19 protein-coding genes and 2 pseudogenes are annotated in these 20,694 nt (G+C 74.3%); 13 read left to right on the plus strand and 8 right to left on the minus strand.

Annotation, left to right across the window (positions count from 1 at the left end):
• Window positions 1-204 precede the first annotated feature (204 nt).
• Window positions 205-567 (plus strand): nuclear transport factor 2 family protein, encoded by a 363-nt coding sequence (locus tag ACIPM1_RS08905; RefSeq protein ID WP_402430954.1) that lies wholly within the window; start codon window positions 205-207, stop codon window positions 565-567.
• Window positions 568-1,247: 680 nt separating this feature from the next.
• Here the strand turns inward: ACIPM1_RS08905 and ACIPM1_RS08910 are convergent.
• Window positions 1,248-1,910: a TetR/AcrR family transcriptional regulator gene (locus ACIPM1_RS08910; RefSeq protein ID WP_402430957.1), complete on the minus strand. Its 663-nt coding sequence runs from the start codon at window positions 1,908-1,910 to the stop codon at window positions 1,248-1,250.
• Window positions 1,911-2,094: 184 nt separating this feature from the next.
• Between ACIPM1_RS08910 and ACIPM1_RS08915 the strand changes: the two genes are divergently transcribed.
• The 8 genes from ACIPM1_RS08915 to ACIPM1_RS08950 all read left to right on the plus strand — a co-directional run bounded on the left by ACIPM1_RS08915 (window position 2,095) and on the right by ACIPM1_RS08950 (window position 11,501).
• Window positions 2,095-3,378, plus strand: a complete 1,284-nt coding sequence (locus ACIPM1_RS08915; RefSeq protein ID WP_402430960.1) for a YncE family protein — start codon at window positions 2,095-2,097, stop codon at window positions 3,376-3,378.
• A 269-nt stretch (window positions 3,379-3,647) separates the two neighbouring features.
• Complete coding sequence (locus ACIPM1_RS08920; RefSeq protein ID WP_356195596.1) at window positions 3,648-4,157, plus strand: (2Fe-2S)-binding protein; 510 nt, start codon at window positions 3,648-3,650, stop codon at window positions 4,155-4,157.
• Window positions 4,154-6,529 carry a xanthine dehydrogenase family protein molybdopterin-binding subunit gene (locus tag ACIPM1_RS08925; protein ID WP_402430963.1) on the plus strand — a complete coding sequence of 792 codons (2,376 nt, stop codon included), beginning with the start codon at window positions 4,154-4,156 and terminating at the stop codon, window positions 6,527-6,529. The genes ACIPM1_RS08920 and ACIPM1_RS08925 overlap by 4 nt, the downstream gene beginning before the upstream one ends.
• A complete protein-coding gene (locus tag ACIPM1_RS08930; protein ID WP_356195594.1) occupies window positions 6,526-7,380 on the plus strand; it encodes a xanthine dehydrogenase family protein subunit M in 855 nt (284 codons plus the stop codon). The genes ACIPM1_RS08925 and ACIPM1_RS08930 overlap by 4 nt, the downstream gene beginning before the upstream one ends.
• Before the next feature lie 15 nt (window positions 7,381-7,395).
• Window positions 7,396-8,271 (plus strand): MoxR family ATPase, encoded by an 876-nt coding sequence (locus ACIPM1_RS08935; protein ID WP_356195592.1) that lies wholly within the window; start codon window positions 7,396-7,398, stop codon window positions 8,269-8,271.
• The gene (locus tag ACIPM1_RS08940) at window positions 8,268-9,728 is read left to right on the plus strand and encodes a VWA domain-containing protein (RefSeq protein ID WP_402430966.1); all 1,461 of its coding nucleotides are present in this window, start codon (window positions 8,268-8,270) and stop codon (window positions 9,726-9,728) included. Before ACIPM1_RS08935 ends, ACIPM1_RS08940 begins: the two co-directional genes overlap by 4 nt.
• Window positions 9,721-10,827 (plus strand): XdhC family protein, encoded by a 1,107-nt coding sequence (locus ACIPM1_RS08945; protein ID WP_402430969.1) that lies wholly within the window; start codon window positions 9,721-9,723, stop codon window positions 10,825-10,827. Before ACIPM1_RS08940 ends, ACIPM1_RS08945 begins: the two co-directional genes overlap by 8 nt.
• A 14-nt stretch (window positions 10,828-10,841) precedes the next feature.
• Window positions 10,842-11,501 carry an SRPBCC family protein gene (locus ACIPM1_RS08950; protein WP_402430972.1) on the plus strand — a complete coding sequence of 220 codons (660 nt, stop codon included), beginning with the start codon at window positions 10,842-10,844 and terminating at the stop codon, window positions 11,499-11,501.
• Window positions 11,502-11,806: 305 nt separating this feature from the next.
• On the opposite strand, the gene ACIPM1_RS08955 is transcribed toward ACIPM1_RS08950, so the two are convergent.
• Window positions 11,807-12,217, minus strand: coding sequence for a DUF2267 domain-containing protein (locus ACIPM1_RS08955; protein ID WP_356182194.1), 411 nt, complete (start codon window positions 12,215-12,217; stop codon window positions 11,807-11,809).
• Between the two features lie 135 nt (window positions 12,218-12,352).
• Complete coding sequence (locus ACIPM1_RS08960; protein ID WP_402430975.1) at window positions 12,353-12,865, minus strand: metallophosphoesterase family protein; 513 nt, start codon at window positions 12,863-12,865, stop codon at window positions 12,353-12,355.
• Between the two features lie 134 nt (window positions 12,866-12,999).
• Between ACIPM1_RS08960 and ACIPM1_RS08965 the strand changes: the two genes are divergently transcribed.
• The 3 genes from ACIPM1_RS08965 to ACIPM1_RS08975 are packed head-to-tail and all read left to right on the plus strand — an operon-like array spanning window position 13,000 to window position 15,464.
• Window positions 13,000-13,473, plus strand: a complete 474-nt coding sequence (locus tag ACIPM1_RS08965) for a MarR family winged helix-turn-helix transcriptional regulator (protein ID WP_402430978.1) — start codon at window positions 13,000-13,002, stop codon at window positions 13,471-13,473.
• Window positions 13,470-14,879, plus strand: coding sequence for an MFS transporter (locus ACIPM1_RS08970; RefSeq protein ID WP_402430981.1), 1,410 nt, complete (start codon window positions 13,470-13,472; stop codon window positions 14,877-14,879). The genes ACIPM1_RS08965 and ACIPM1_RS08970 overlap by 4 nt, the downstream gene beginning before the upstream one ends.
• A gap of 3 nt (window positions 14,880-14,882) precedes the next feature.
• Window positions 14,883-15,464 carry an isochorismatase family protein gene (locus tag ACIPM1_RS08975; RefSeq protein WP_402430984.1) on the plus strand — a complete coding sequence of 194 codons (582 nt, stop codon included), beginning with the start codon at window positions 14,883-14,885 and terminating at the stop codon, window positions 15,462-15,464.
• Between the two features lie 28 nt (window positions 15,465-15,492).
• Here ACIPM1_RS08975 and rfbB read toward each other — a convergent pair whose 3' ends face one another.
• The 4 genes from rfbB to ACIPM1_RS08995 all read right to left on the minus strand — a co-directional run bounded on the left by rfbB (window position 15,493) and on the right by ACIPM1_RS08995 (window position 19,771).
• Window positions 15,493-16,482: a dTDP-glucose 4,6-dehydratase gene (rfbB, locus tag ACIPM1_RS08980; protein ID WP_402430987.1), complete on the minus strand. Its 990-nt coding sequence runs from the start codon at window positions 16,480-16,482 to the stop codon at window positions 15,493-15,495.
• Window positions 16,483-16,533: 51 nt separating this feature from the next.
• A complete protein-coding gene (locus ACIPM1_RS08985; RefSeq protein ID WP_402430990.1) occupies window positions 16,534-16,707 on the minus strand; it encodes a hypothetical protein in 174 nt (57 codons plus the stop codon).
• Between the two features lie 183 nt (window positions 16,708-16,890).
• Window positions 16,891-17,190 (minus strand): hypothetical protein, encoded by a 300-nt coding sequence (locus tag ACIPM1_RS08990; protein WP_356182176.1) that lies wholly within the window; start codon window positions 17,188-17,190, stop codon window positions 16,891-16,893.
• Between the two features lie 127 nt (window positions 17,191-17,317).
• The gene (locus tag ACIPM1_RS08995; RefSeq protein WP_402430994.1) at window positions 17,318-19,771 is read right to left on the minus strand and encodes a SpoIIE family protein phosphatase; all 2,454 of its coding nucleotides are present in this window, start codon (window positions 19,769-19,771) and stop codon (window positions 17,318-17,320) included.
• A 188-nt stretch (window positions 19,772-19,959) separates the two neighbouring features.
• Between ACIPM1_RS08995 and ACIPM1_RS09000 the strand changes: the two are divergent.
• Window positions 19,960-20,148 (plus strand): annotated as a pseudogene (locus ACIPM1_RS09000) (hypothetical protein); the annotation flags it as partial.
• Here the strand turns inward: ACIPM1_RS09000 and ACIPM1_RS09005 are convergent.
• A pseudogene (locus ACIPM1_RS09005) lies at window positions 20,144-20,671 on the minus strand (LuxR C-terminal-related transcriptional regulator); the annotation flags it as partial. The pseudogenes ACIPM1_RS09000 and ACIPM1_RS09005 sit on opposite strands and share 5 nt — an antisense overlap.
• Window positions 20,672-20,694: the final 23 nt, after the last annotated feature.

Below are 20,694 nucleotides of genomic sequence, written 5' to 3' on the forward strand. Positions count from 1 at the left end.
GGGGACCTGGTCCTGCCCCGCGACGTAGGGCCGCAGCCGACGACGACGGCGAGGACCCGTCCGGACGCGGGCACGCGCACCCGCCCACCCGTCGGGCCGAGCGGCCCGGTTGCGCTTGCCGGGCCCGCCGGGGCGGAGGAGCCTCGAAGGTGAGGCGCGCCGCGGCCCGCCGCCCGCCGGGCCGCGCCCTCGTAGGAGGTCAGCATGGCAACGGCAAACCCCGCCTTCGACACCGAGACACTGCGCCGGGGCATCGAAGGACAGACGGCGTCCACGCTGCTGTCGCTCTACGCGGACGACGCGGAGATGCGCATCGTGGACCACGGCGCCCAGCCCAGTCACCCCAAGATCCTGCACGGCCGCGAGGAGATCGGGGCGATGCTCGACGACGTCTACGGCCGCGACATGACGCACAGGCTCGAACAGTGCGTCGTCCAGGGCGACCGGGCCGCGTACGTCGAGTCCTGCGAGTACGCGGACGGGGTCCGTGTCCTCGCCGAGTCCATGATCTCGCTGCGCGACGGCAAGATCGCCGAGCAGATCATGATCCAGGCGTGGGACGAATAGGGGGCAGAGCGGCGAGGTTCCAGGTCGGTTCCCGGCTGACCCTGACCTTCTCGGCCCGGGCGGCGCTGGGCCGGCCGCGCCGGGCGCTCCGGCGGCCGCGCCGGGCCTCGGCGGCCCGGCGACTGGTCTCCGCCACCGTGCTGCGCTCCGCGCTCCGCGGGGCACGGCCGCGCCCGCGCCTTGGGCGACGACACGTCCCACGGCCCCTGCCGGCGCGGCACACCCGGCGCAGGTGAGCCGCACCACCGGCGTCCCGGCCCCGGGCGCGCCCGGTCCGTGGGCGAGTCCGCGCCTCGGACGAGCCCGGTCCGCAGGCGCGTCCGGCCCGGCGGGCCGGGATGACACCGGCCGCTCTCGCGGCGCGGGTGGAGGCCGCCGGCCCGGCCGGGTCGCTCCGGGGTGGCCGCCGTGCCGGTGCCGGTCCGGATCGACGAGAGGTTCTGGCCGGACCGACCCGTCGGCCTAGGCGCGGCACCGTGTGCGGTCCCGCCGGGCGGCCTGACCGCCGGGATGCGGGCCGAGGCTCTCGCCCGGACCACCCACGACCCCGTCCACCGCGAGCGGGCCGGCTCCCTGGGCGCCCTCATTCACGCGGTCGACGGCGTCACCCCCGGTCGTGACGGCGCTCGAGCGGCTCGCGGGCCAGGACCCGTCCGGGCCGGGCGGGCGGCGGCCTCCCGCTACGCCCCGGGCACGCCCCGGTCCGCCGGTCTCAGGATGCCCAGCAGTTGCCGGACGAGCTCGTCGACGACCTCGTCCAGGGTCGCGTCCACCCACCCGGCGCTCCAGTCGTGGAGCAGGCCGTTGACGCTGCCGATGAAGGCCGTGGCGGCGAGGCGGTAGTCACGCGGCGCGGCGTCCCCCCGGGCGGCGGCGGCCCGCGCCTCGGCGCAGATGAGGTCCACCCAGCGGGACCGGCGGGCCAGGCGCTGTTCCTCCAGGCGCGGGCTGACGCCGATGATCTCGACGAAGGTGATGCGGATCCGGCGCGGGTCGGCGGTGACGCTCGCGGCGTAGGCGTGGAAGAGGACGGCGACCCGTTCGGGCAGCGACAGGTCCCCGGCGCCGGCGAGCGCGTCCAGGACGGCCTGCTCGGCCCAGTCGTTGACCTGGAGGTGGAGGGCGGCGAGGACGTCCTCCAGGGTGCGGAACTCCTCGTAGAACTGACGGGTGGACAGCCCGGCGGCCTCGCTGAGGGCCGCGACGGTGGTGGAGCGGAAGCCGGGGGCGTCCCCGAACAGCCGCAGCGCGGCGGCGAGGAAGCGCTGCCGTCGCTCGGCCTGTCGCTCGGCGGCGGACTTGCCGCCGTAGCGGCCGGTCGGCGCCCTCAGTCTGCCCGTCACGTCCCCTCCTTCCGCCACCCGAGGGCCAATTTTGTCGTGTACGCAGTCTTGTGGAGAAGGCGGCCCCTTCCTTACTTTGCAGTAAGTTCACTGTGAAAGCACGCGTGTTCAGACTTCCCGGCTCGCGCGGGCCTGTCCGCACGACGCCCGCGCGGGGACCCCCCTCACAGAGGAGAGAGCAGTCATGCCTGCCTTCAGACCCAGGCACCTTTGCTCCGTGGCCGCCGCCCTCGCCCTGACCGTCGCCGCCCCCGCGACCGCCGCCATCGCCACGACCACCACGGCCACTCCCGCCGCCGATACCGCGAGCGGCTCCGCCGCCCTGCGCGAGGTGCTGTTCGTCGGCAACAACTGGGACGGCACGGCGGACGTCATCAGGTCCACCGGCGACTTCGCGAAGGTCGGCCGGATCGACGTCGTCCCCGACAAGGACGCGCGCATGGCGGAGATCCACGCCGACCCGATCAAGTGGATCTACTTCCTGGGCATCCGCAACAGCGTCGGCGAGGGACACGACCAGTTCGTGGACGACATGTACTCCACTCCGGACGGGACGTCCGTGGTGGTCTCCCGGCCGAGCTTCGCCGACGTGGTCTCGATCGACCTGGCCACGGGACGGATCAACTGGCGTTTCGCGGTGTCCGGTTACCGCGCGGACCACATGGCCGTCTCCCCCGACGGCACCCGCGTCGCGGTCTCCGCCTCCACCGCGAACACCGTGCACGTGCTGGACATCGACACCGGCAGGCGGCTCGGCTCGTTCGCGACCGGCGACAAGCCGCACGAGAACATCTTCACCAGGGACGGCAAGTACATCTGGAACATGTCCATCGGGGACGTCGACACCGCCCTCGACGACCCGGCCTGGGACTGGACCAAGGGCGACCGGCACATCACGGTCGTGGACGCGACGACGTACCAGCGGGTCAGGACCATCGACATGCGGGAACGGCTGGACGCCTTCGGCCTCGGGGACTTCTCCGACGCGGTGCGCCCCGCGGTCTTCTCCCCCGACGAGTCCAAGCTCTACTTCCAGGTCTCGTTCTTCAACGGCTTCCTGGAGTACGACGTCGCCGGCGACCGGATCACGCGGCTGAAGACCCTGCCGAAGAACCCGGCGACCGGCGAGGACCGCACCACCTGGGTCAACGACTCGCGCCACCACGGCCTCTCGATGAACCCCGCGGGCACGAAGCTGTGTGTCGCGGGCACCATGGACGACTACGCCACGGTGGTCGACCGGGCCACCCTCCAGGAGGGCCCGCTCGTCCCCGCGTCCAAGCCCTACTGGGCCACGGTCAGCGGCGACGGCAGGGACTGCGTCGTCTCCGAGAGCGGCGCCGACCGGGTCACGGCCGTGGACTTCGCGACCGGGCGGAAGGTCACGTCCGTGGCGGTCGGCGACCATCCGCAACGCGTGCGGCTGGGGCATGTGCGGTCGGACTGGACGGGCCCGTCCTCCGGCTGAGATCGGCGCTCGGCCGCTCGGGGACCGTGCCCGGGCGGCCGGCGGCACCCGGAGGGCCGACGGCGGGACGACCGCCGGGGAAACCCGGTCACGGGGAGCGCGGCGGGGCGCAGAGGCGGGGCGAGCCGGGCGCCGACGGCGATGGATCAACGCTCAACAAAAGCGGGTCACAGCACTCGCCGCCCCTCGGGAGCGGCCATAGAGTGACTTGCATCACGCAACGTAGCTGATATCCCTCACTTCTGCCCGCACGGTCTCAGGGAGGGCACATGACCCGTATCTCGGTGAAGGTGGACGGCACGGCCTACGAGGACGACGTGGAACCCCGCCTCCTCCTGGTCCACTACCTGCGCGACCGCCTCGGCCTGACCGGCACGCCGATCGGCTGCGACACCTCCAGCTGCGGGACGTGCACCGTCGAGCTGGACGGCGCGACCGTCAAGAGCTGCTCGGTGCTGGCCGTACAGGCGGACGGCGGCGAGGTGACCACCGTCCAGGGGCTGGCCCGGGACGGCGAGTGGACGCCGTTGCAGCGAGCCTTCCACGAGCGGCACGCCCTGCAGTGCGGGTACTGCACCCCCGGGATGATCATGGCCGCGCGCGATCTGCTGCGCGAGAACCCCCACCCCACCTCGGACGAGGTGCGCCAGGCGCTCGAGGGCAATCTGTGCCGCTGCACCGGCTACCAGAACATCGTCCGCGCGGTGCTCGCCGCCGCCGAGGAGAACGGCGCCGCCCCGAAGGCCGCCGCCGCGCCGTCCGAGGAGGTCACGGCATGACCGACCAGGCCGTCGGACGCGAGGTGGGCCGGTCCCGGCTCCGCAAGGAGGACGCCCGTCTCATCACCGGGCAGACCAACTGGACCGACAACATCACCGTCACCGGGCTGCTGCACCTCGCCGTCCTCCGCAGCCCCATGGCGCACGCCCGTATCGAGCGCGTCGACGTCTCCCCCGCGCTCGAACGCCCCGGCGTGGTGGCCGCCTTCAGCGGACGCGACCTCGCCGACGGCCTCGCCTCACTGCCCTGCGGCTGGCCCGTCACCGAGGACATCGTGCTGCCGGACCACCCGCCGATCGCACTCGACGAGGTGCGCCACGCCGGTGACCCGGTCGCGGTCGTGGTGGCCCGCGACCGGTACGCGGCGGCCGACGCGCTGGAGGCGATCGAGGTCGACTACGAGCCGCTGCCCCCGGTCCTGGACCTGGAGGCAGCGCTCGCCGACGACGCCCCCCTGGTCCACGCCGACCAGGGCACCAACCGCTGCTACGTGTGGCCGCTGAAGACGGGCGAGGACTACGCGGCGGTGAGGGAGCGCGCCGACGTCGTCGTCCGGCGCCGCTTCCACCAGCAGCGCCTGATCCCCAACGCGATGGAGCCCCGCGCCGTCGTCGTCACCCCGCTCTCCGCCTCGGGCGAGTACACGGTGTACTCGGCGACCCAGATCCCGCACATCCTGCGGATCATGCTCTCCGCCGTCACCGGCGTCCCCGAGCACAAGCTCCGCGTGGTCGCCCCGGACGTGGGCGGCGGATTCGGCTCCAAGCTCCAGGTGTACGGCGAGGAGGCGATCGCCGTCGCCGTCGCGCGGCGGCTGGGCCGGCCGGTGAAGTGGACCGAGTCCCGCTCCGAGGGCTACCTGGCGACCCATCACGGCCGCGGCATGATCCAGGACGTCGAGGTGGCCGCCACCCGGGACGGCCGGCTCCTCGGCCTCAAGGTGGACCTGCTGGCCGACATGGGCGCCTACCTGATGCTGGTCACCCCCGGCATCCCGATCCTGGGCGCGTTCATGTACCCGGGCATCTACAAGATGGACGCCTACGACTTCACCTGCACCGGCGTGTTCACCACCCGGACCCCCACCGACGCCTACCGCGGCGCCGGACGCCCGGAGGCGACGTTCGCGATCGAACGGATCATGGACGAGCTGGCGGCCGAGCTCGGCCTGGACCCCGTGGAGCTGCGCCGCCGGAACTGGATCGGGCACGAGGAGTTCCCGTACACCACGGTCGCGGGCCTCACCTACGACAGCGGCGACTACGCGGCGGCGACCGACAAGGCCCTCGCCCTGTTCGGCTACGACGACCTCCGCGCCGAACAGCGCAAGCGGAACGAACGGGGCGACCGGGTCCGGCTCGGCATCGGCGTGTCGACGTTCACGGAGATGTGCGGCCTGGCGCCGAGCCGGGTGCTGCGGGACCTCAGGTACGCGGCGGGCGGTTGGGAGGCGGCGAGCATCCGGATGCTGCCGACCGGCAAGGTCGAGGTGGTCACCGGCACCAGCCCGCACGGCCAGGGCCATGTGACCTGCTGGAGCCAGATCGCGTCCGACGTGCTCGGCGTGCCGTTCGACGACGTCGAGGTGGTGCACGGCGACACGCTGACCGCGCCGCAGGGCATGGACACCTACGGCTCGCGGTCGCTGGTCGTCGGCGGGGCGGCCGTGCACCGGGCGGCGGAGAAGGTGGTGGAGAAGGCGCGCCGGGTCGCCGCGCACCTGCTCGAGGCGAGCGAGGACGACCTGGACTTCGCGCACGGCGTGTTCTCCGTCAAGGGATCGCCCGAGGCGCGCAAGACCATCCAGGAGGTCGCCTTCGAGACCTTCCTCTCGCACGACGTGCCCGAGGGCATGGAGCCCACCATCAACGCGGAGTACCTGCTCGACCCGGAGAACTTCTCCTATCCGCACGGCACCCACCTGTGCGCGGTCGAGGTGGACACCGAGACCGGCTTCACCCGGATCCGGTCCTACGTCTGCGTCGACGACGTCGGCCGGGTGATCAACCCGCTGATCGTGGAGGGCCAGGTGCACGGCGGGCTCGCCCAGGGCATCGCGCAGGCGCTGTACGAGGAGGCCGTGTACGACGACGAGGGCAACCTGGTGTCCGGTTCGATGGCCGACTACCTCGTGCCGGCGGCGCCGGACCTGCCCGACTTCGTGACGGACCGGACGGAGACGCCCGCCGTCTCCAACCCGCTGGGGGCCAAGGGGGTCGGCGAGGCGGGCACGATCGCCTCGACGCCGGCCGTGGTCAACGCGGTCGTGGACGCGCTGCGTCCGCTGGGGGTCCGCGACGTCCGGATGCCCTGCACGCCCGAACGGGTGTGGGAGGCGGTGCGCTCGGCGCGGAAGGAGACCTCGGCATGATTCCTCCGGCATTCGACTACACCCGGCCGGCGACCGTCGACGAGGCGGTGCGCGCGCTCGCCGGCGCGGGCGAGGAGGCGAAGGTGCTGGCCGGCGGGCAGAGCCTGCTGCCGCTGCTCAGGCTGCGGCTGGCCTTCCCGGAACTCGTCGTCGACGTGGGGCGGATCCCGGAGCTGCGCGGTGTCCGCGAAGAGGGCGGCACGCTCGTCGTCGGGGCGCTGACCACCCACCACGACGTGGTGCGCGACCCGCTGGTGCGGCGGTACGCGGGGCTGCTGGCGTCGGCGACCGGGACGGTGGCCGATCCGGCCGTACGGCACCGGGGAACCCTCGGCGGCTCCCTCGCGCACGCCGATCCCGCCGGGGACCTGCCCGCGGTGCTGCTGGCCCTGGACGGCGAACTGGTCGCCGTCGGGCCGGGCGGACGGCGCACGATCCCGGCGCGCGAGTTCTTCGTCGACTACCTCCAGTCCGCGCTGGCGCCGGACGAACTCCTCGTGGAGGTGCGGGTGCCGAAGACGGACGGCTGGGGCTTCCACTACGAGAAGTTCCACCGGGTGGCCCAGTCCTGGGCGATCGTCGGCGTGGCCGCGCTGGTGCGGCGCGAGAACGGGCGCGTCGCGGAGGCGCGCCTGGGGCTGACCAACATGGGGGCGACCCCGCTGCGGGCCGCCGCGGCCGAGGACGCGCTGGCCGGTGCCGGCGATCCCGGGGCCGTGGCGCGGGCGGCGGAGTCCGCGGCCGAGGGCACCCGGCCGTCGCGGGACGCCTCGGCCTCGCCGGAGTACCGGGCGCATCTCGCGCGGGTGCTGACCAGGCGGGCCGTGCTGGCCGCAGCCGGAATGGGGTGAGCGCCGATCGTGCCCATGGACAGCCCGGAGCAGGTGCGGGCCCGCCTGGAGGAGACGGGGTACCTCGTCGACGAGGGGCTGGCGATCGCCTGCTTCCTGGCGTTGCGGCTGCACCGGCCGATCTTCTGCGAGGGCGACGCGGGCGTCGGCAAGACCGCGCTCGCGTCCGCCCTCGCCGAGGCCCTGCACGCCCCGCTGATCCGGCTCCAGTGCCACGAGGGCATCGACGCCTCGCAGGCGCTGTACGACTGGGACTTCCCCCGTCAGCTGCTGCATCTGCGGGCCGCCGAGGCGGCCGGGGTCAAGGACGCCGACCGCCTCGAACGGGAGCTGTACGACCGGCGGTTCCTGGTGGCGCGGCCGCTGCTGCGGGCGTTGCAGACGCAGCCGTCGGTGCTGCTCGTCGACGAGATCGACCGCGCGGACGACGAGTTCGAGGCGTTCCTGCTGGAGGTGCTCTCGGAGTTCCAGGTGACCATTCCGGAGCTGGGCACGCTGCGGGCCGAGGTGCCGCCGGTGGTCGTCCTGACGTCGAACCGGACCCGTGAGGTGCACGACGCGCTGAAGCGGCGCTGCCTCTACCACTGGTTCGACCACCCCGGCTTCGCCCGCGAACTCGCCATCGTACGGCGGCGGTTGCCGGAGGTGTCCGCGCGGCTGGCGGAACAGGTGACGGCGCTGGTGCAGGCTCTGCGCGCCGAGGACCTGGTCAAGCCACCGGGCGTGGCCGAGACGATCGACTGGGCCCGCGCCCTGGACGCGCTCGGCGCGGACGAGGTGGACGCGGAACTGGCGGTCGCCACCCTGGGCTCGGTCCTGAAGTACCGCGAGGACGCGGAACGGGCGCGCACCCTGGACTTCACCGCGGTCCTCGCGGCCCGGGGAGCGTGACGACCGTGCCGGCCGCCGACCGCGAACGCGCCGTACCGGCGGGGCCCACGCCCGGCGGCCGGGGGTACGGGGGCTTCCGGCCGGACGGCGGGACGGCGGGGCCGCCCGGAGCGGACGCCGCGCTGCTCGGGTTCGCGCGGGCGCTGCGGGCGGCCGGTGTGGCGGCGAGCGCCGAGCGGGTGCACGCCTTCCTGCGGGCGGTGGACGTCCTGGGGCCCGGGGCACGGGCGGACGTGTACTGGGCGGGCCGGCTGACGCTCTGCGGCGACCGGGACGACCTGGAGCGGTACGAGCGGGTGTTCGCCGCGTACTTCGGCCCCGGCGAGGCCACGGCCCGGGCCCCGCGCTCCGCTCCCCCGCCCCGGCTGCGGCCGGTGCTGCGGGACGCTCCCGCCGGAGCCCGTACCGGACCGCCCGACGGAACCCGGCAGGGCCCGCCCACCGCGACGCTGGCCGGCACCGCGGAGGTGCTGCGGCACCGGGACGTGGCCGGCCTCGACGAGGCCGAGCGCGCACAGGTGCGGCGGCTGCTCGCCGCTTTCGCGCTGCGCGGGCGGCCGCGGCGCACCGCGCGGCGGCGCCCGGCCCGGCGCGGCGGCGTCGACCCGCATCGCACCGTGCGGGAGTTGCTGCGGCGCGGCGGTGAGCCGGCGCGGCTGCGGCGGCGGGCACGGGCCGAACGGCCGCGCCGGGTGGTGCTGCTCGTCGACATCAGCGGCTCCATGGCACCGTACGCGGACGCGTTGCTGCGGTTCGCGCACGCGGCCGCCCGGGGCGGCCGGGCGGAGGTGTTCACCATCGGCACGCGGCTGACCCGGGTGACGCGGGAGCTCTCGCACCGTGACCCGGACCTGGCGATGGCCGCGGTCGCCGAGGCGGTGCCGGACTGGCGCGGGGGCACCCGACTCGGGGAGCTGCTACGGGAGTTCCTCGACCGCTGGGGACAGCGGGGCATGGCGCGCGGCGCGGTCGTGGTGCTGCTGTCCGACGGCTGGGAGCGCGGCGACCCCGAGCTGCTCGCCGCCCAGATGCGGCGGCTGCACCGGCTGGCACACCGGGTGATCTGGGCCAACCCCCGCAAGGCCCGGCCCGGTTACGCACCGCTCGCCGCCGGGATGGCGGCGGCCCTGCCGAGCGTGGACGCCTTCGTGGAGGGACACAGTCTGGCCGCGCTGGAGCACCTGGCGGCGCTGGTGCGCGGCGACGCCCCGGTCACGGTCACCGGAGCGGAGGGCGAGGCGGGGACCGCAGGAGCGGGGACCGCGGGCAGCGAGGCCTCCCTAGGCAGGGGAGCCGGAAGCCAGGCGGGGACCATCCGCAGCGAAGCCCCGCCCGGCAGAGGCGCCGGGAACCAGGCGACGAACGCCGGAGCAGGGAGCCAGGCGGGGACCGCCCGCAGCGAAGGGGCGGCCGGGCACCGCGTGCCGTGGGAGAGGAGAGGAGCGGAGCGTGCGTGATCTTCTTCCGGTGCTGGAGCGCTGGTATGCGGCGCGTGTGCCGTTCGGTCTGGCCACCGTCGTGTCGGTGAGCCGCAGCGCGCCGCGCGGACCGGGGGCGGCCATGGCCGTGGGACCGGACGACGAGGTCGTCGGCAGTGTGTCCGGCGGCTGCGTGGAGGGGGCGGTCTTCGACCTCGCCCAGGAGGTCGTGGCCGAGTCGGAGGCCCGCCTCGCGACCTTCGGCTACAGCGACGAGGACGCGTTCGCGGTCGGGCTCACCTGCGGCGGTGAGATCACCGTGCTGGTCCGGCCCGTGACGCCCGAGACGGACCCCGCGTTCGGCGCGGTCGCGGCCTCGGTCGGCTCGGGCGAGCCGGTGACCGTGGCCACGGTCGTCGACGGGCCCGCGCGGCGCGGGGCGACCCTCGCCGTGTGGCCGGAGGCGGTGGCGGGCTCGCTCGGCGACCCCGGACTGGACGTGGCGGTCACCGCCGACGCGCGCGGCGAACTCGCGCTCGGCGCCACCGGACTGCGGCACTACGGGCCGCACGGGGAGCGGCGGGAGGACTCCGTCAGCGTGTTCCTGCACTCGTTCGCCCCGCCGCCGCGGATGCTGGTGTTCGGCGCGATCGACTACGCGGCCGCGGTGGCCCGGATCGGCGCCTTCCTCGGCTACCGGGTCACGGTCTGCGACGCCCGCCCGGTGTTCGCCACGCCGAAGCGGTTCCCGGAGGGCGTCGAGGTGGTCGCGGAGTGGCCGCACCGGTACCTGCGGGGCACGGAGACCGACGAGCGGACGGTGATCTGCGTCCTCACCCACGATCCCAAGTTCGACGTGCCGCTGCTGGAGGAGGCGCTGCGCCGGCCGGCCGCGTACATCGGGGCGATGGGCAGCCGCCGTACCCACGACGACCGCAGGAAACGGCTGGTCGAGGCAGGTCTCGACGAGCGGGAACTGGCCCGGCTGCGTTCCCCGCTCGGCCTCGACCTCGGGGCGCGCACCCCGGAGGAGGTGGCCGTGTCCGTCGCGGCCGAGATCGTTGCGCTGCGCTGGGGCGGCAGCGGGGTGCCGCTGACCGCGACCTCCGGAGCCATCCACGCGGCCGGTTCCGCCTGAGCGAGGAGGAAGACATGGAGCTGCACCACGAGTTCACCGTCCCCGTGCCGGTCGACGACGCCTGGCGGGCGCTCCTCGACATCGAAGGCATCGCCCCGTGCCTGCCGGGCGCCACCGTGGAGTCGTACGACGGCAAGACCGTGAACGGCTCGGTGAAGGTCAAGGTCGGCCCGGTGACGGTGGCGTACAAGGGGACCGCCGTGTTCGAGGAACAGGACGAGGCGGGCCGCCGCATCGTGCTGCTGGCGAACGGGCGGGAGACCCGTGGGCCGGGCACCGCCCGGGCCACGGTGACGAGCACGCTGGAGGAGAGGGACGGCGGTACGAAGGTGTCGGTGCGGACCGATCTGACGGTGACCGGCCGTCCGGCGCAGTTCGGGCGAGGAGTGCTGGCGGAGGTCGGTGACCGGCTGGTGGGCCAGTTCGCGCAGTGCCTGTCGCGCAGGCTCACCGAGACGACGCCGGAGGAGCCCGGTGCGGAGGCCGCCGGGGAGGGCGCACCGGGTCCGGCGGAGCCGGGGCGCAGGACGGCGGAGCCGGCGCCGGAGGCGGAACCGCTCGACCTGCTGCGCACGGCCGGGGTGCCCGTCGCCAAGCGCGCCGCCGTGGTGGCCGGTGCGGTGGCCTTGGTGGTCCTGGCGATCACGGGCGTACGGCGGCTCCGGCGCCGCTGAACCGCCCCGCGCGGACTTTGCCAGGGGTTTACCGAAAGGGAGGGTGTGGAGTGCGCGGAGACGGGTACGCGCGGCAGCAACGGATGAGGCATGCATGGCCTCCGCAGCACATGTGCAGCTCATCTCCCCCGGAAGGAGGTCCGTGACAGCGCACACTCGCAACGTCCGGGCCGCTTCCACGCACGGAGCGGCTCGGCTCTCCTCGAGAGATCGAGAAAGGGAAGAGTGACCCCGGGGCGGCCCCTCGAAACGGGCCGCCCTTCTCTGTGGGTGCCCCGGAAGTTCCGCTCCCGGGCCCGCGAGCGTCAGCTCCGCTGGTCGCCGATCTCGAACAGGATGCGTTCGAGGTCGCTGTCGAGCGAGGGGCGGATGTCGTGGGCGAAGGCGCCGTGCGTGGCCTCGTTGGCGATCTCGATCACGCAGCGGGCCTCGAAGATGGCCTTGGGGTACTTGGCGCCGGCGCGTTCGGCGACGCGGGCGAAGAAGTCGTGCTGGGTCATGTGCTCGCCGCCGGGCCGGTGGTCGGGCGCGTGGGCCACCCGGCGCAGATGCTCGCCGATCTCGTGCGGGAGCTGGGCCGCGGCCTTCTCGGCGACGGGGGACGGCACCCGCTCCCCCAGGGTTTCCAGACTGGCCCGGGTGACCCGTTCGGCCGCGCCTCGGCTGTCGAGCCGGGCCCGGGCCTGCACCTGGCCGATGAATACGTCGTGCTGCATGGCTCACACCCACCTAGCGGTTTCCTCGGCTTCGATGCCGGCGGCCCGGCGGGCGGGAAGGCCGTCATGGGCGCCGCGGGCATCGTGGCTGTTCGATCGTTCCGGGTGCCCGGGGCACGGAGTGCCGAAACGGAATCAGGACCCGCCCCGGCGCGGCGGCAGCCGGTGCAGCTCCAGGTCGGTCAGGGCGCCGTCGGCGACGGTGGCCGTCAGGTAGGTGCAGTACGGCTGGCGGCGGCGGTCCGTCGGGGAGCCCGGGTTGAGCAGGCGCAGTCCTGAGGGGGCGGTGGTGTCCCACGGGATGTGGCTGTGGCCGAAGACCAGTACGTCGAGGTCCGGGAAGCGGGCGGCACAGCGGGCCTCGCGGCCCTGAGCGGGGCCGGTCTCGTGGACCACGCCGAACCGCACACCGCCCAGTTCGGCGTACGCCACCTCGGGGAGGCGGGCGCGCAGCTCGGGGCCGTCGTTGTTGCCGTACACGCCGACCAGCCGGCGGCTGCGGCTCTCCAGCAGGTCGAGGGTGGCGGCGTCGACCCAGTCCCCGGCGTGGAACACGACGTCGGCGCGGGGCAGTTCGGCGAGGAGGGGCGCGGGCAGCTCCCGGGCGCGCCGGGGCAGATGGGTGTCGGACATCAGGAGCAGTCGCACGGGGGCAGCGTACTGCCGGGCATGCGGCGGATCAGCGATCAGCGATCAGCGATCAGCGATCAGCGGCGCGATGGTCAGTCCGAACTGTTCAGTTGAAACTGGACAGTTTCGACTGACGGTTCTACCGTGGCGGCATGGATCGCGCTCCCGACCCCGCTCCCGCCGAGGCGCCCGACGGCATCTCCGCCTCCGCCGCCCGGGCCGCGCGCGATCTGCGGGTGGTGTTCAGCCGGCTGCGGCGCCGGATCCGTGAGGTGGCGCGGGACGAGGACCTCACCCCGTCGCAGGTGTCGGCGCTGACCCTGGTCGGCAAGCACGGCGCCGCCACGGCCAGCGCCCTGGCCTCCGCCGAGGGCGTGCGTCCGCAGTCGATGGCCGCCATCCTCGCGGCGCTCGAACAGCACGGGCTCATCCGGCGCAGTCCCGACCCCGCCGACGGGCGGCGCCAGCTCGTCGCCCTGACCGAGTCCGGCCGCGAGCGCATCGAGGACGACCGGCAGGTGCGCGAGGAGTGGCTGGCCCGGGCCCTGGCGGACCGGTACACCGAGGACGAGCGGCGGACGCTCATCGAGGCGTTCGCCCTGCTGGAACGGCTGACCCGGCAGTGATACCGAGGCGCACCGGCACCGTGCCCGGCGGCCGGCGCACCGGGCGGGCCGCCCCGCCGGCCGGGTTCGACCGCCGGCTGATCGCCCCGATGGTCCTGGGTTCGGTCCTGAACCCGGTCAACTCCTCGATGATCGCCGTGGCGCTCGTGCCGATCGGCGTCGCCTTCGGCGCTCCCCCGGCCACGACCGTCTGGCTGGTGACGGCGCTCTACCTGGCCACCGCCGTGGGCCAGCCGGTGGCCGGGCGGCTGGTGGACATGTACGGCCCCCGCCGGCTCTACCTCGCCGGTACGGCGCTGGTCGGGGTGGCGGGGCTGCTGGGCGCGCTCGCGCCGTCGCTGGGCGCGCTGATCGGCGCGCGGGTGCTGCTGGGGTTCGGGACCTCGGCGGCGTTTCCGGCGTCCATGCAGCTCACCCGGCGCGAGGCCGAGCGGACCGGGCGGGACCGCCCGGCCGGGGTGCTGACCGCGCTCGCCGTCGCCAACCAGACGGTGGCCGTGGTGGGCCCGGCGCTCGGCGGGCTGCTGATCGGCGCCGCCGGCTGGCGCGCCGTCTTCACCGTGAACCTGCCCCTGTCGGCGGCCTGTCTGGTCCTCGGCGCGTTGCGGCTGCCGCGGGAGAGGAGCACGGCGGGCCCGCGCCGTCCGGTGGACCTGCCGGGCATGGCCCTGTTCGCGGTGCTGCTGGTGTCGCTGATGCTGTTCCTGATGGAGCCGCGGCCGGCGCACTGGTACCTGCCCCTGCTCTGCGCGGTCGCCGCCTGGGCCTTCGCCGCGCGGGAGCTGCGCACGACGGAGCCGTTCGTCGATCTGCGCGTGCTGGGCGGCAGGGCGCCGCTGCTGGCCACCTATGTGCGCCAACTGCTCGGCTACACCACCTCGTACGCCTTCATGTACGGCTACACGCAGTGGCTGGAGCAGGGGCGCGGGCTGAGCGCGTCCACCGCCGGGCTGGTGCTGCTGCCGCTGTCGGCGAGCGCGCTCACCGTCTCCGTCCTCACCGGGCGCCGCGAGGCGGTGCGGGCCAAGCTGCTCGCCGGCGCGGCCGTGCAGATCGCCGCCTGCCTCGCCCTGCTGCTGGTCGGTGCCCGCAGTCCGGTCCCGGTGCTGCTCGCCGCCGGGGCCGTGATGGGCGTCCCGCAGGGGCTGATCGGCCTGGCGAACCAGAACGCGCTGTACCGGCAGGCGGATCCGGCGCGCATCGCCTCGGCCGCGGGGCTGCTGCGCACCTTCATGTACCTCGGCGCACTGGGGGCCTCGGCCGCCGCCGCGGCGTTCTTCCCGCACCGCGCCGACACGGCCGGGCTGCACGGTCTGGCGCTGTTCATGCTCGCCGGGTCGGTGCTGCTCCTGGTGAGCGTCCTGCCCGACCGTTCCCTTCGCACCCTCACCCCCCGAAAGGCCTGACCCATGGCGCTGACCGCCCTCGACCCGCGTACCGCCCTCGTGGTGATCGACCTCCAGGCCGGCATCGTCGGCGCGCCCACCGCTCCCCTGCCGGGCGCCGAGGTGGTCGCCCGCACGGTGGAGCTCGCCGACGCCTTCCGTGCCCGCGACCTGCCCGTCGTCCTGGTCCGGGTCTCCTTCGCCGCGGACTTCGGCGACGTCCCGCCGGGCCGCACCGAGACGCCCCGCGGCGGCTCCCGTCCGGCCGGCTGGGACGTGCTCGTCCCCGAACTGGCGGGCCACGCGGGCGACATCACCGTCACCAAGCACAACTGGGGCGCGTTCCACGGCACCGACCTCGACGTGCAGCTCCGCCGTCGCGGGGTGACGCAGATCGTTCTGACCGGCATCGCCACCAGCATCGGCGTGGAGTCCACCGCGCGCGCCGCCTACGAGCACGGCTACCACGTCACCCTGGCCACCGACGCCATGACCGACCTCGACGCCGAGGCGCACCGCGGCACCGTGGAGCGGATCTTCCCGCGGCTGGGCGAGACGGGCACGACAGCGGAAATCCTCGCACTCCTGGAGAAGACCCACGGCTGACGGGGTGTGAAGGGGGCGGCCGAACGCCTCATACCGTGCCCGGCACGTGCAGTCCGGCGCGCCGCTTCAGCGGCTCCCACCAGTCCCGGTTGTCGCGGTACCAGGCGACGGTCTCGGCGAGGCCCGCGGTGAAGTCGCGGCGCGGACGGTAGCCCAGTTCGTCGCGGGCCCTGCTCCAGTCGACGCTGTAGCGCAGGTCGTGGCCCTTGCGGTCCTCGACGTACTCGACCCGGTCCCAGCCGGCGCCGCAGGCGTCGAGGAGCAGGCCGGTGAGTTCGCGGTTGCTCAGTTCCGTGCCGCCGCCGATGTTGTACACCCGGCCTGGCCGGCCGTGGGTGCGGACGAGTTCGACGCCGTGGCAGTGGTCGTCGACGTGCAGCCAGTCGCGGACGTTGCGCCCGTCGCCGTACAGCGGGACCGTCCCGCCGTCGAGGAGGCTGGTCACGAAGAGCGGGACGATCTTCTCGGGGAACTGGCGCGGCCCGTAGTTGTTGGAGCAGCGGGTGATACGGACGTCCAGGCCGTGGGTGCGGTGGTGGGCCAGGGCGAGCAGGTCGGCGGACGCCTTGGACGCGGAGTAGGGGGAGCTGGGCGCGAGCGGGCTGTCCTCCCCCCAGGAGCCGGACGCGAGGGAGCCGTAGACCTCGTCGGTGGAGATGTGCACGAACGGGCCGACGCCGTGGCGCACGGCCGCGTCCAGCAGGGTCTCGGTGCCCAGCACGTTGGTGCGGACGAACTCGGCGGCGCCGGCGATGGAGCGGTCCACGTGGGACTCCGCCGCGAAGTGCACCACCTGGTCCGCCGCGGCCGTCAGCTTGTCGACGAGAGCGGCGTCGCAGATGTCGCCGTGGACGAACTCCAGCCGCGGGTGGCCGAGTTCGAGGTTGGCCGGTGTCCCGGCGTAGGTGAGCCTGTCCAGCACGGTGACGTGCGGCGCGTCGGGCTCGGGGGTGTCCAGCAGCGTACGGACGTACGCGGAGCCGATGAAGCCGGCGCCGCCGGTGACGAGGATGTTCATGGACCGATGTTCGGGTACTGCCGCGCACCTCGCGGCCGGCGCCCCCGGGCGTCAGTCCTCGCCGCGGACGATGTTCCACTCCGGGCGGTTGCGATCCTCCTGCCGGGCGCGGTCCTCGACCGCCGGCAGGCAGGTGCGCACGCTCCTCTTGCGCAGCCGACGGGCGGTCGCCCATCCCGTCTCGGAGTCCGGTATGACGGGCTTGTCACTGGTGCGCGCGGTCACGACGCCTCATCTTCCTTCTGCCTGTGTCCGGTACTGTCCGGTGGTTCCGCGTCGAACCGCCGTACCCCTGAGCTCTCCGCGTAACCGGAATCGGGCATGTCAAACCCGGGCGAGCGCGACGAAACCGGGCACGGCCGCCGGGCACCCCCGTGGCCGGCGCCCGTGCGCCCGCCCGCGGGCGGGTCACGCGCCGTCCGGCGGGTGCTCCAGTCCGGCGCCGCCGGTTCCGGCGGCCCGTTCGACGTCCGCCTCGACCTCGGTCCGCGGCCTTCCCTCGACGCTCGCGTACTCGTTCACCGCGGCCTGCAGGTCGCGGGCCAGGTCGCGCCAGGCCCGCCACGCGGTCTCGTAGGTCTCGGTCTGCGTCCCGGTCCATCGCGCGTGCGCGGGCGGCCCGTAGTTCTCCCGCAGCTCGACGACCCTGGCATGCGCCTGGCCGGCCGCGCGCTGCTTCTCCACGAGCTCTTCGAAGGTGTGTGACACAGCCCAGGACCCTAAGCACCCCGGGGGCGGGGGGCGGCCGCGACCTGCCGGGGCCGGTGGTCGGCGCACCCGTGTGGCGGGACGCGGGGCGCCACCGGCCCTCTCTCCTCCCGGCCCGGGGGACGTCTCACTCCCCCAGCACGAGTTCGCTCCACACCTGTTTGCCCCCGCTGGCCGGCAGCGTCCCCCAGGCCGCGGACACGGCCTCGACGAGGAGGATGCCGCGGCCGCCGGTGGCCTCCCAACCGATGCTGGTCGGCTTGACCGGGGAGCGGGGCGAACCGTCGGCGACGGCGATGCGCAGCCGGTGGTTGACCAGGCTGAGGTCCATGCGGACCTGGCCGTCGGTGTGCACGAGGGCGTTGGTGACGAGTTCGGAGACGACGAGGAGCACGGAGTCGATCTCCTCGGTGACCCCCCAGGCGCGCAGGGTGCGCCGGGTGAAGCGGCGGGCGTGGCGGACCGCCTCGGGCACCCGCCACACCGTCCAGCTCTCCCGCAGCGGGCGCACGGCCAGGCCGTCGTAGCGCATGAGCAGGAGCGCGATGTCGTCGTTGCGGCCGGCGTTCCAGAGCAGGGCGTCGGCCATCAGGCCGAGGTGGGCGGGGTCGGAGGCGGCGAGGCCGTGGGCGAGGCGGTCCACGCCGTCGTCGATGTCGGTACCGGCGGCCTCCACCAGGCCGTCCGTGGTCAGCGCGAGCACGGTGCCGGGCTGGAGCCGCAGCGGGGTCATCGGGAAGTCGGCCTGCGTCACGACCCCGAGCGGGGGGCCGCCCTCCGACTCCAGGACCTCCACGCCGCCGTCGGGGTGGCGCAGCACGGGGGGCAGATGGCCGGCGCGGACGCACCAGGCGGAGCCCGCCTCCATGTCGACGTCGACGTAGGCGCAGGTGGCGAACAGGTCCGTCTCCATCTCCAGCAGGAGGCGGTTGGCGTGCGAGACCACCACGTCCGGGGGATGGCCCTCGGCGGCGTAGGCGCGCAGCGCGGTGCGCATCTGGCCCATCAGCGTGGCGGCTCCGGTGCTGTGGCCTTGCACGTCGCCGATGACGAGGGCGACGTGGTTGTCGGCCAGCGGGATGACGTCGTACCAGTCGCCGCCGACCTCCAGGCCGGCCGTGGCGGGCAGATAGCGGGCCACCGCCTCCGCGCCGGGCAGCCTGGGCAGCCGGCGCGGCAGCAGGGTGCGCTGCAGCATGCCGACCAGTTCGTGCTCGGCGTCGAAGGCGTGGGCCCGCATCAGGGCCTGGCCGGCCAGGGTCGCCGAGGCGGTCAGCAGGGCCCGCTCGTCGGGGCCGAACTCGTGCGGGGCGTCCCAGCCGATCAGGCAGGCGCCGACCATCCGGCTGCCGCCGGGCAGCGGCAGCACGGCCAGGCCGCCGGGGCCGACGTCGGCGAGGGCGGGCTCCAGTTCGGTGCCGGCGGGCCAGATCTGTGCGCGGCCCTCCCGCAGGGCGGAGGCGAGGGTGGGCATGGCGCGCACCGGCGCGTCGGGCCACTCGGTGCGCCACTCCAGGCGCCACAGCTCCGGCCAGGACTCCGGTTCGGGCGGGTCGAGGACGGTGACGACGAGCCGGTCGTTCTCCAGCTCGGCCAGGGCGATCCGGTCGGCCTGCAGCGGCTTGCGCAGCGCGGAGACCACGGCCTGGCTGACGTCCTTCACCGTGCCGGCGGTGGCCAGGGCGGCGGCGAGCCGCTGGACACGGGCCACGTCGGTGACCCCGGGGCGCAGGGTGGAGGCGTCGGCGACGGTGCCCACCAGGCGGGCCGGGCGGCCCTCTCCCCCGGCCAGCAGCCGGCCGCGCAGCCGCAGCCACTTCGGCGGGCCGGTGGGCTGCAGGATGCGGAACTCCAGCTCCCGCTCGCCGATCGACATGTGGTCCGCCTCGACGACGGACATCAGGGAGGGCAGGTCCTCGGGCACGGTGAGCGCCAGCAGTGTCTCGACCTTGCCGTCGAAGTCGGTGCGGCCGATCCCGAACAGGGCGAGGATGTCGTCGCCGACCTCGACCCGGCCGGAGTCCATCGCCAGGCTGAACGCGCCGGCCGGGAGCTCCCCGGCGCGGGCGGCCTCGACGGGGGACGGGCAGGCGACGGCCTCGGCGATCAGCTCCAGGCACGCGCGGTCCTCGGAGTCGAAGCCGCCGGGGCTCTCGGTGACGGCCAGCAGGATGCCGCTGCCCTGCTCGCGCAGGGGCAGCACCGCCAGGAAGACGTCCCCGGCCGGCATCCGCCGCGCGTCGGCGCACTCGGCGAGTTCCTCGGGGCCGAGCCACACGGGCCGCCCGGTCCGGCGGGCCTCGGCCGCCGGGGACCGGCCCTCCAGGGGGTAGGAGTCGCGCAGCCCGTACAGGCTCCGCGGCACGCCGGCGGACTCGGTCAGGCACAGCAGCTCGCCCTCGTCGCCGCCGAAGGCGTAGACGGCAGCGAACGCGGAGCCGGTGAAGACCAGGGCCTGCTCCAGGACACGGCGCAGCCGGTCGCGGGAGGCGGGATCGGCTGTGATCGTTTTAAGCGCAAGTTCGACCCGCGGACTTCGCGTTCTGCGTGTCGTAGCGCCCTCACTGACCACGTTGGCCATTACAGCGCGTATCGGCGGCCCGCGCAGCCCCTGTGACGGTTCTGTGGACATGCCGAGGAGACGCCGCTCGAAACCGGCCGAACATTTCTTGACCCGTGCGTTCCGCACGGTGGTCTCGTGACAGGCGTGACTGTCGGCCCGGCCGGCCCGGCTGGAAGGCTCGGTGCCGATCAGGGAGGGGGACCGTCATGGACCAGCGCTACGAGGTGTACGCGCTCGCCGACCGGCACTTCTACGACGCGCCCGACCGGCTGTCGGCGGGAGCGCCGGAGGCGGCACCGCAGTACGCCGCGGCCCGGCGCGCGGTGCCCGAGGGGTGGGAGGCGGCACGGATCGGCGACTGGCTGAATCTGACGTCGCTCGGCGCCGACGGACGTAGTTGCGCACGGTCCCGTGGGACAGGTGCAGGCTGCCCGCGATCTCCGCGACGGAGGCGCCCTCGGCGGCCAGTGACAGCACGCTCAGCTCGCGTCTGGTGAGGGGCATCTCGGCGACCTTGAGGAAGCCGAAGCCCAGGGAGTCGTCGACGAAACGTTCCCCCGCGGCAACGTGCCGTATGCCGCGCACCAGCCGGTCCGGCGAACTCGCCTCGTCGACGTAGCCGAGGGTTCCCGCCTCGATGGCGCGCTTCAGCAGACCGGGGCGGTCGGCCGTGGCCAGCACGAGTAATCGCGGCGGCGCGCCCGGTCCGCGCGGGCACAGCTCGCCCAGCGGGGGCAGCCCGTAGGTGTCGGAGCAGTCGAGGTCGACCGCGCAGACGTCCGGCCGCACGGTGCGCACCCGCCCCGGCGCGGTCCGCCACGGGGTGTCGTACACCCCGGGGCCGGGCTCTCTTCGGAGCCACTCCGCCAGCACCGATCTGACCAGACACGCGTCGTGCACCAGAAGTACCCGGATCACTGCCGCCCCTTTCAGCTCGCCGT

Origin of the sequence: Streptomyces sp. NPDC086766, assembly GCF_044746005.1 — a bacterium.
GTDB lineage: Bacteria > Actinomycetota > Actinomycetes > Streptomycetales > Streptomycetaceae > Streptomyces.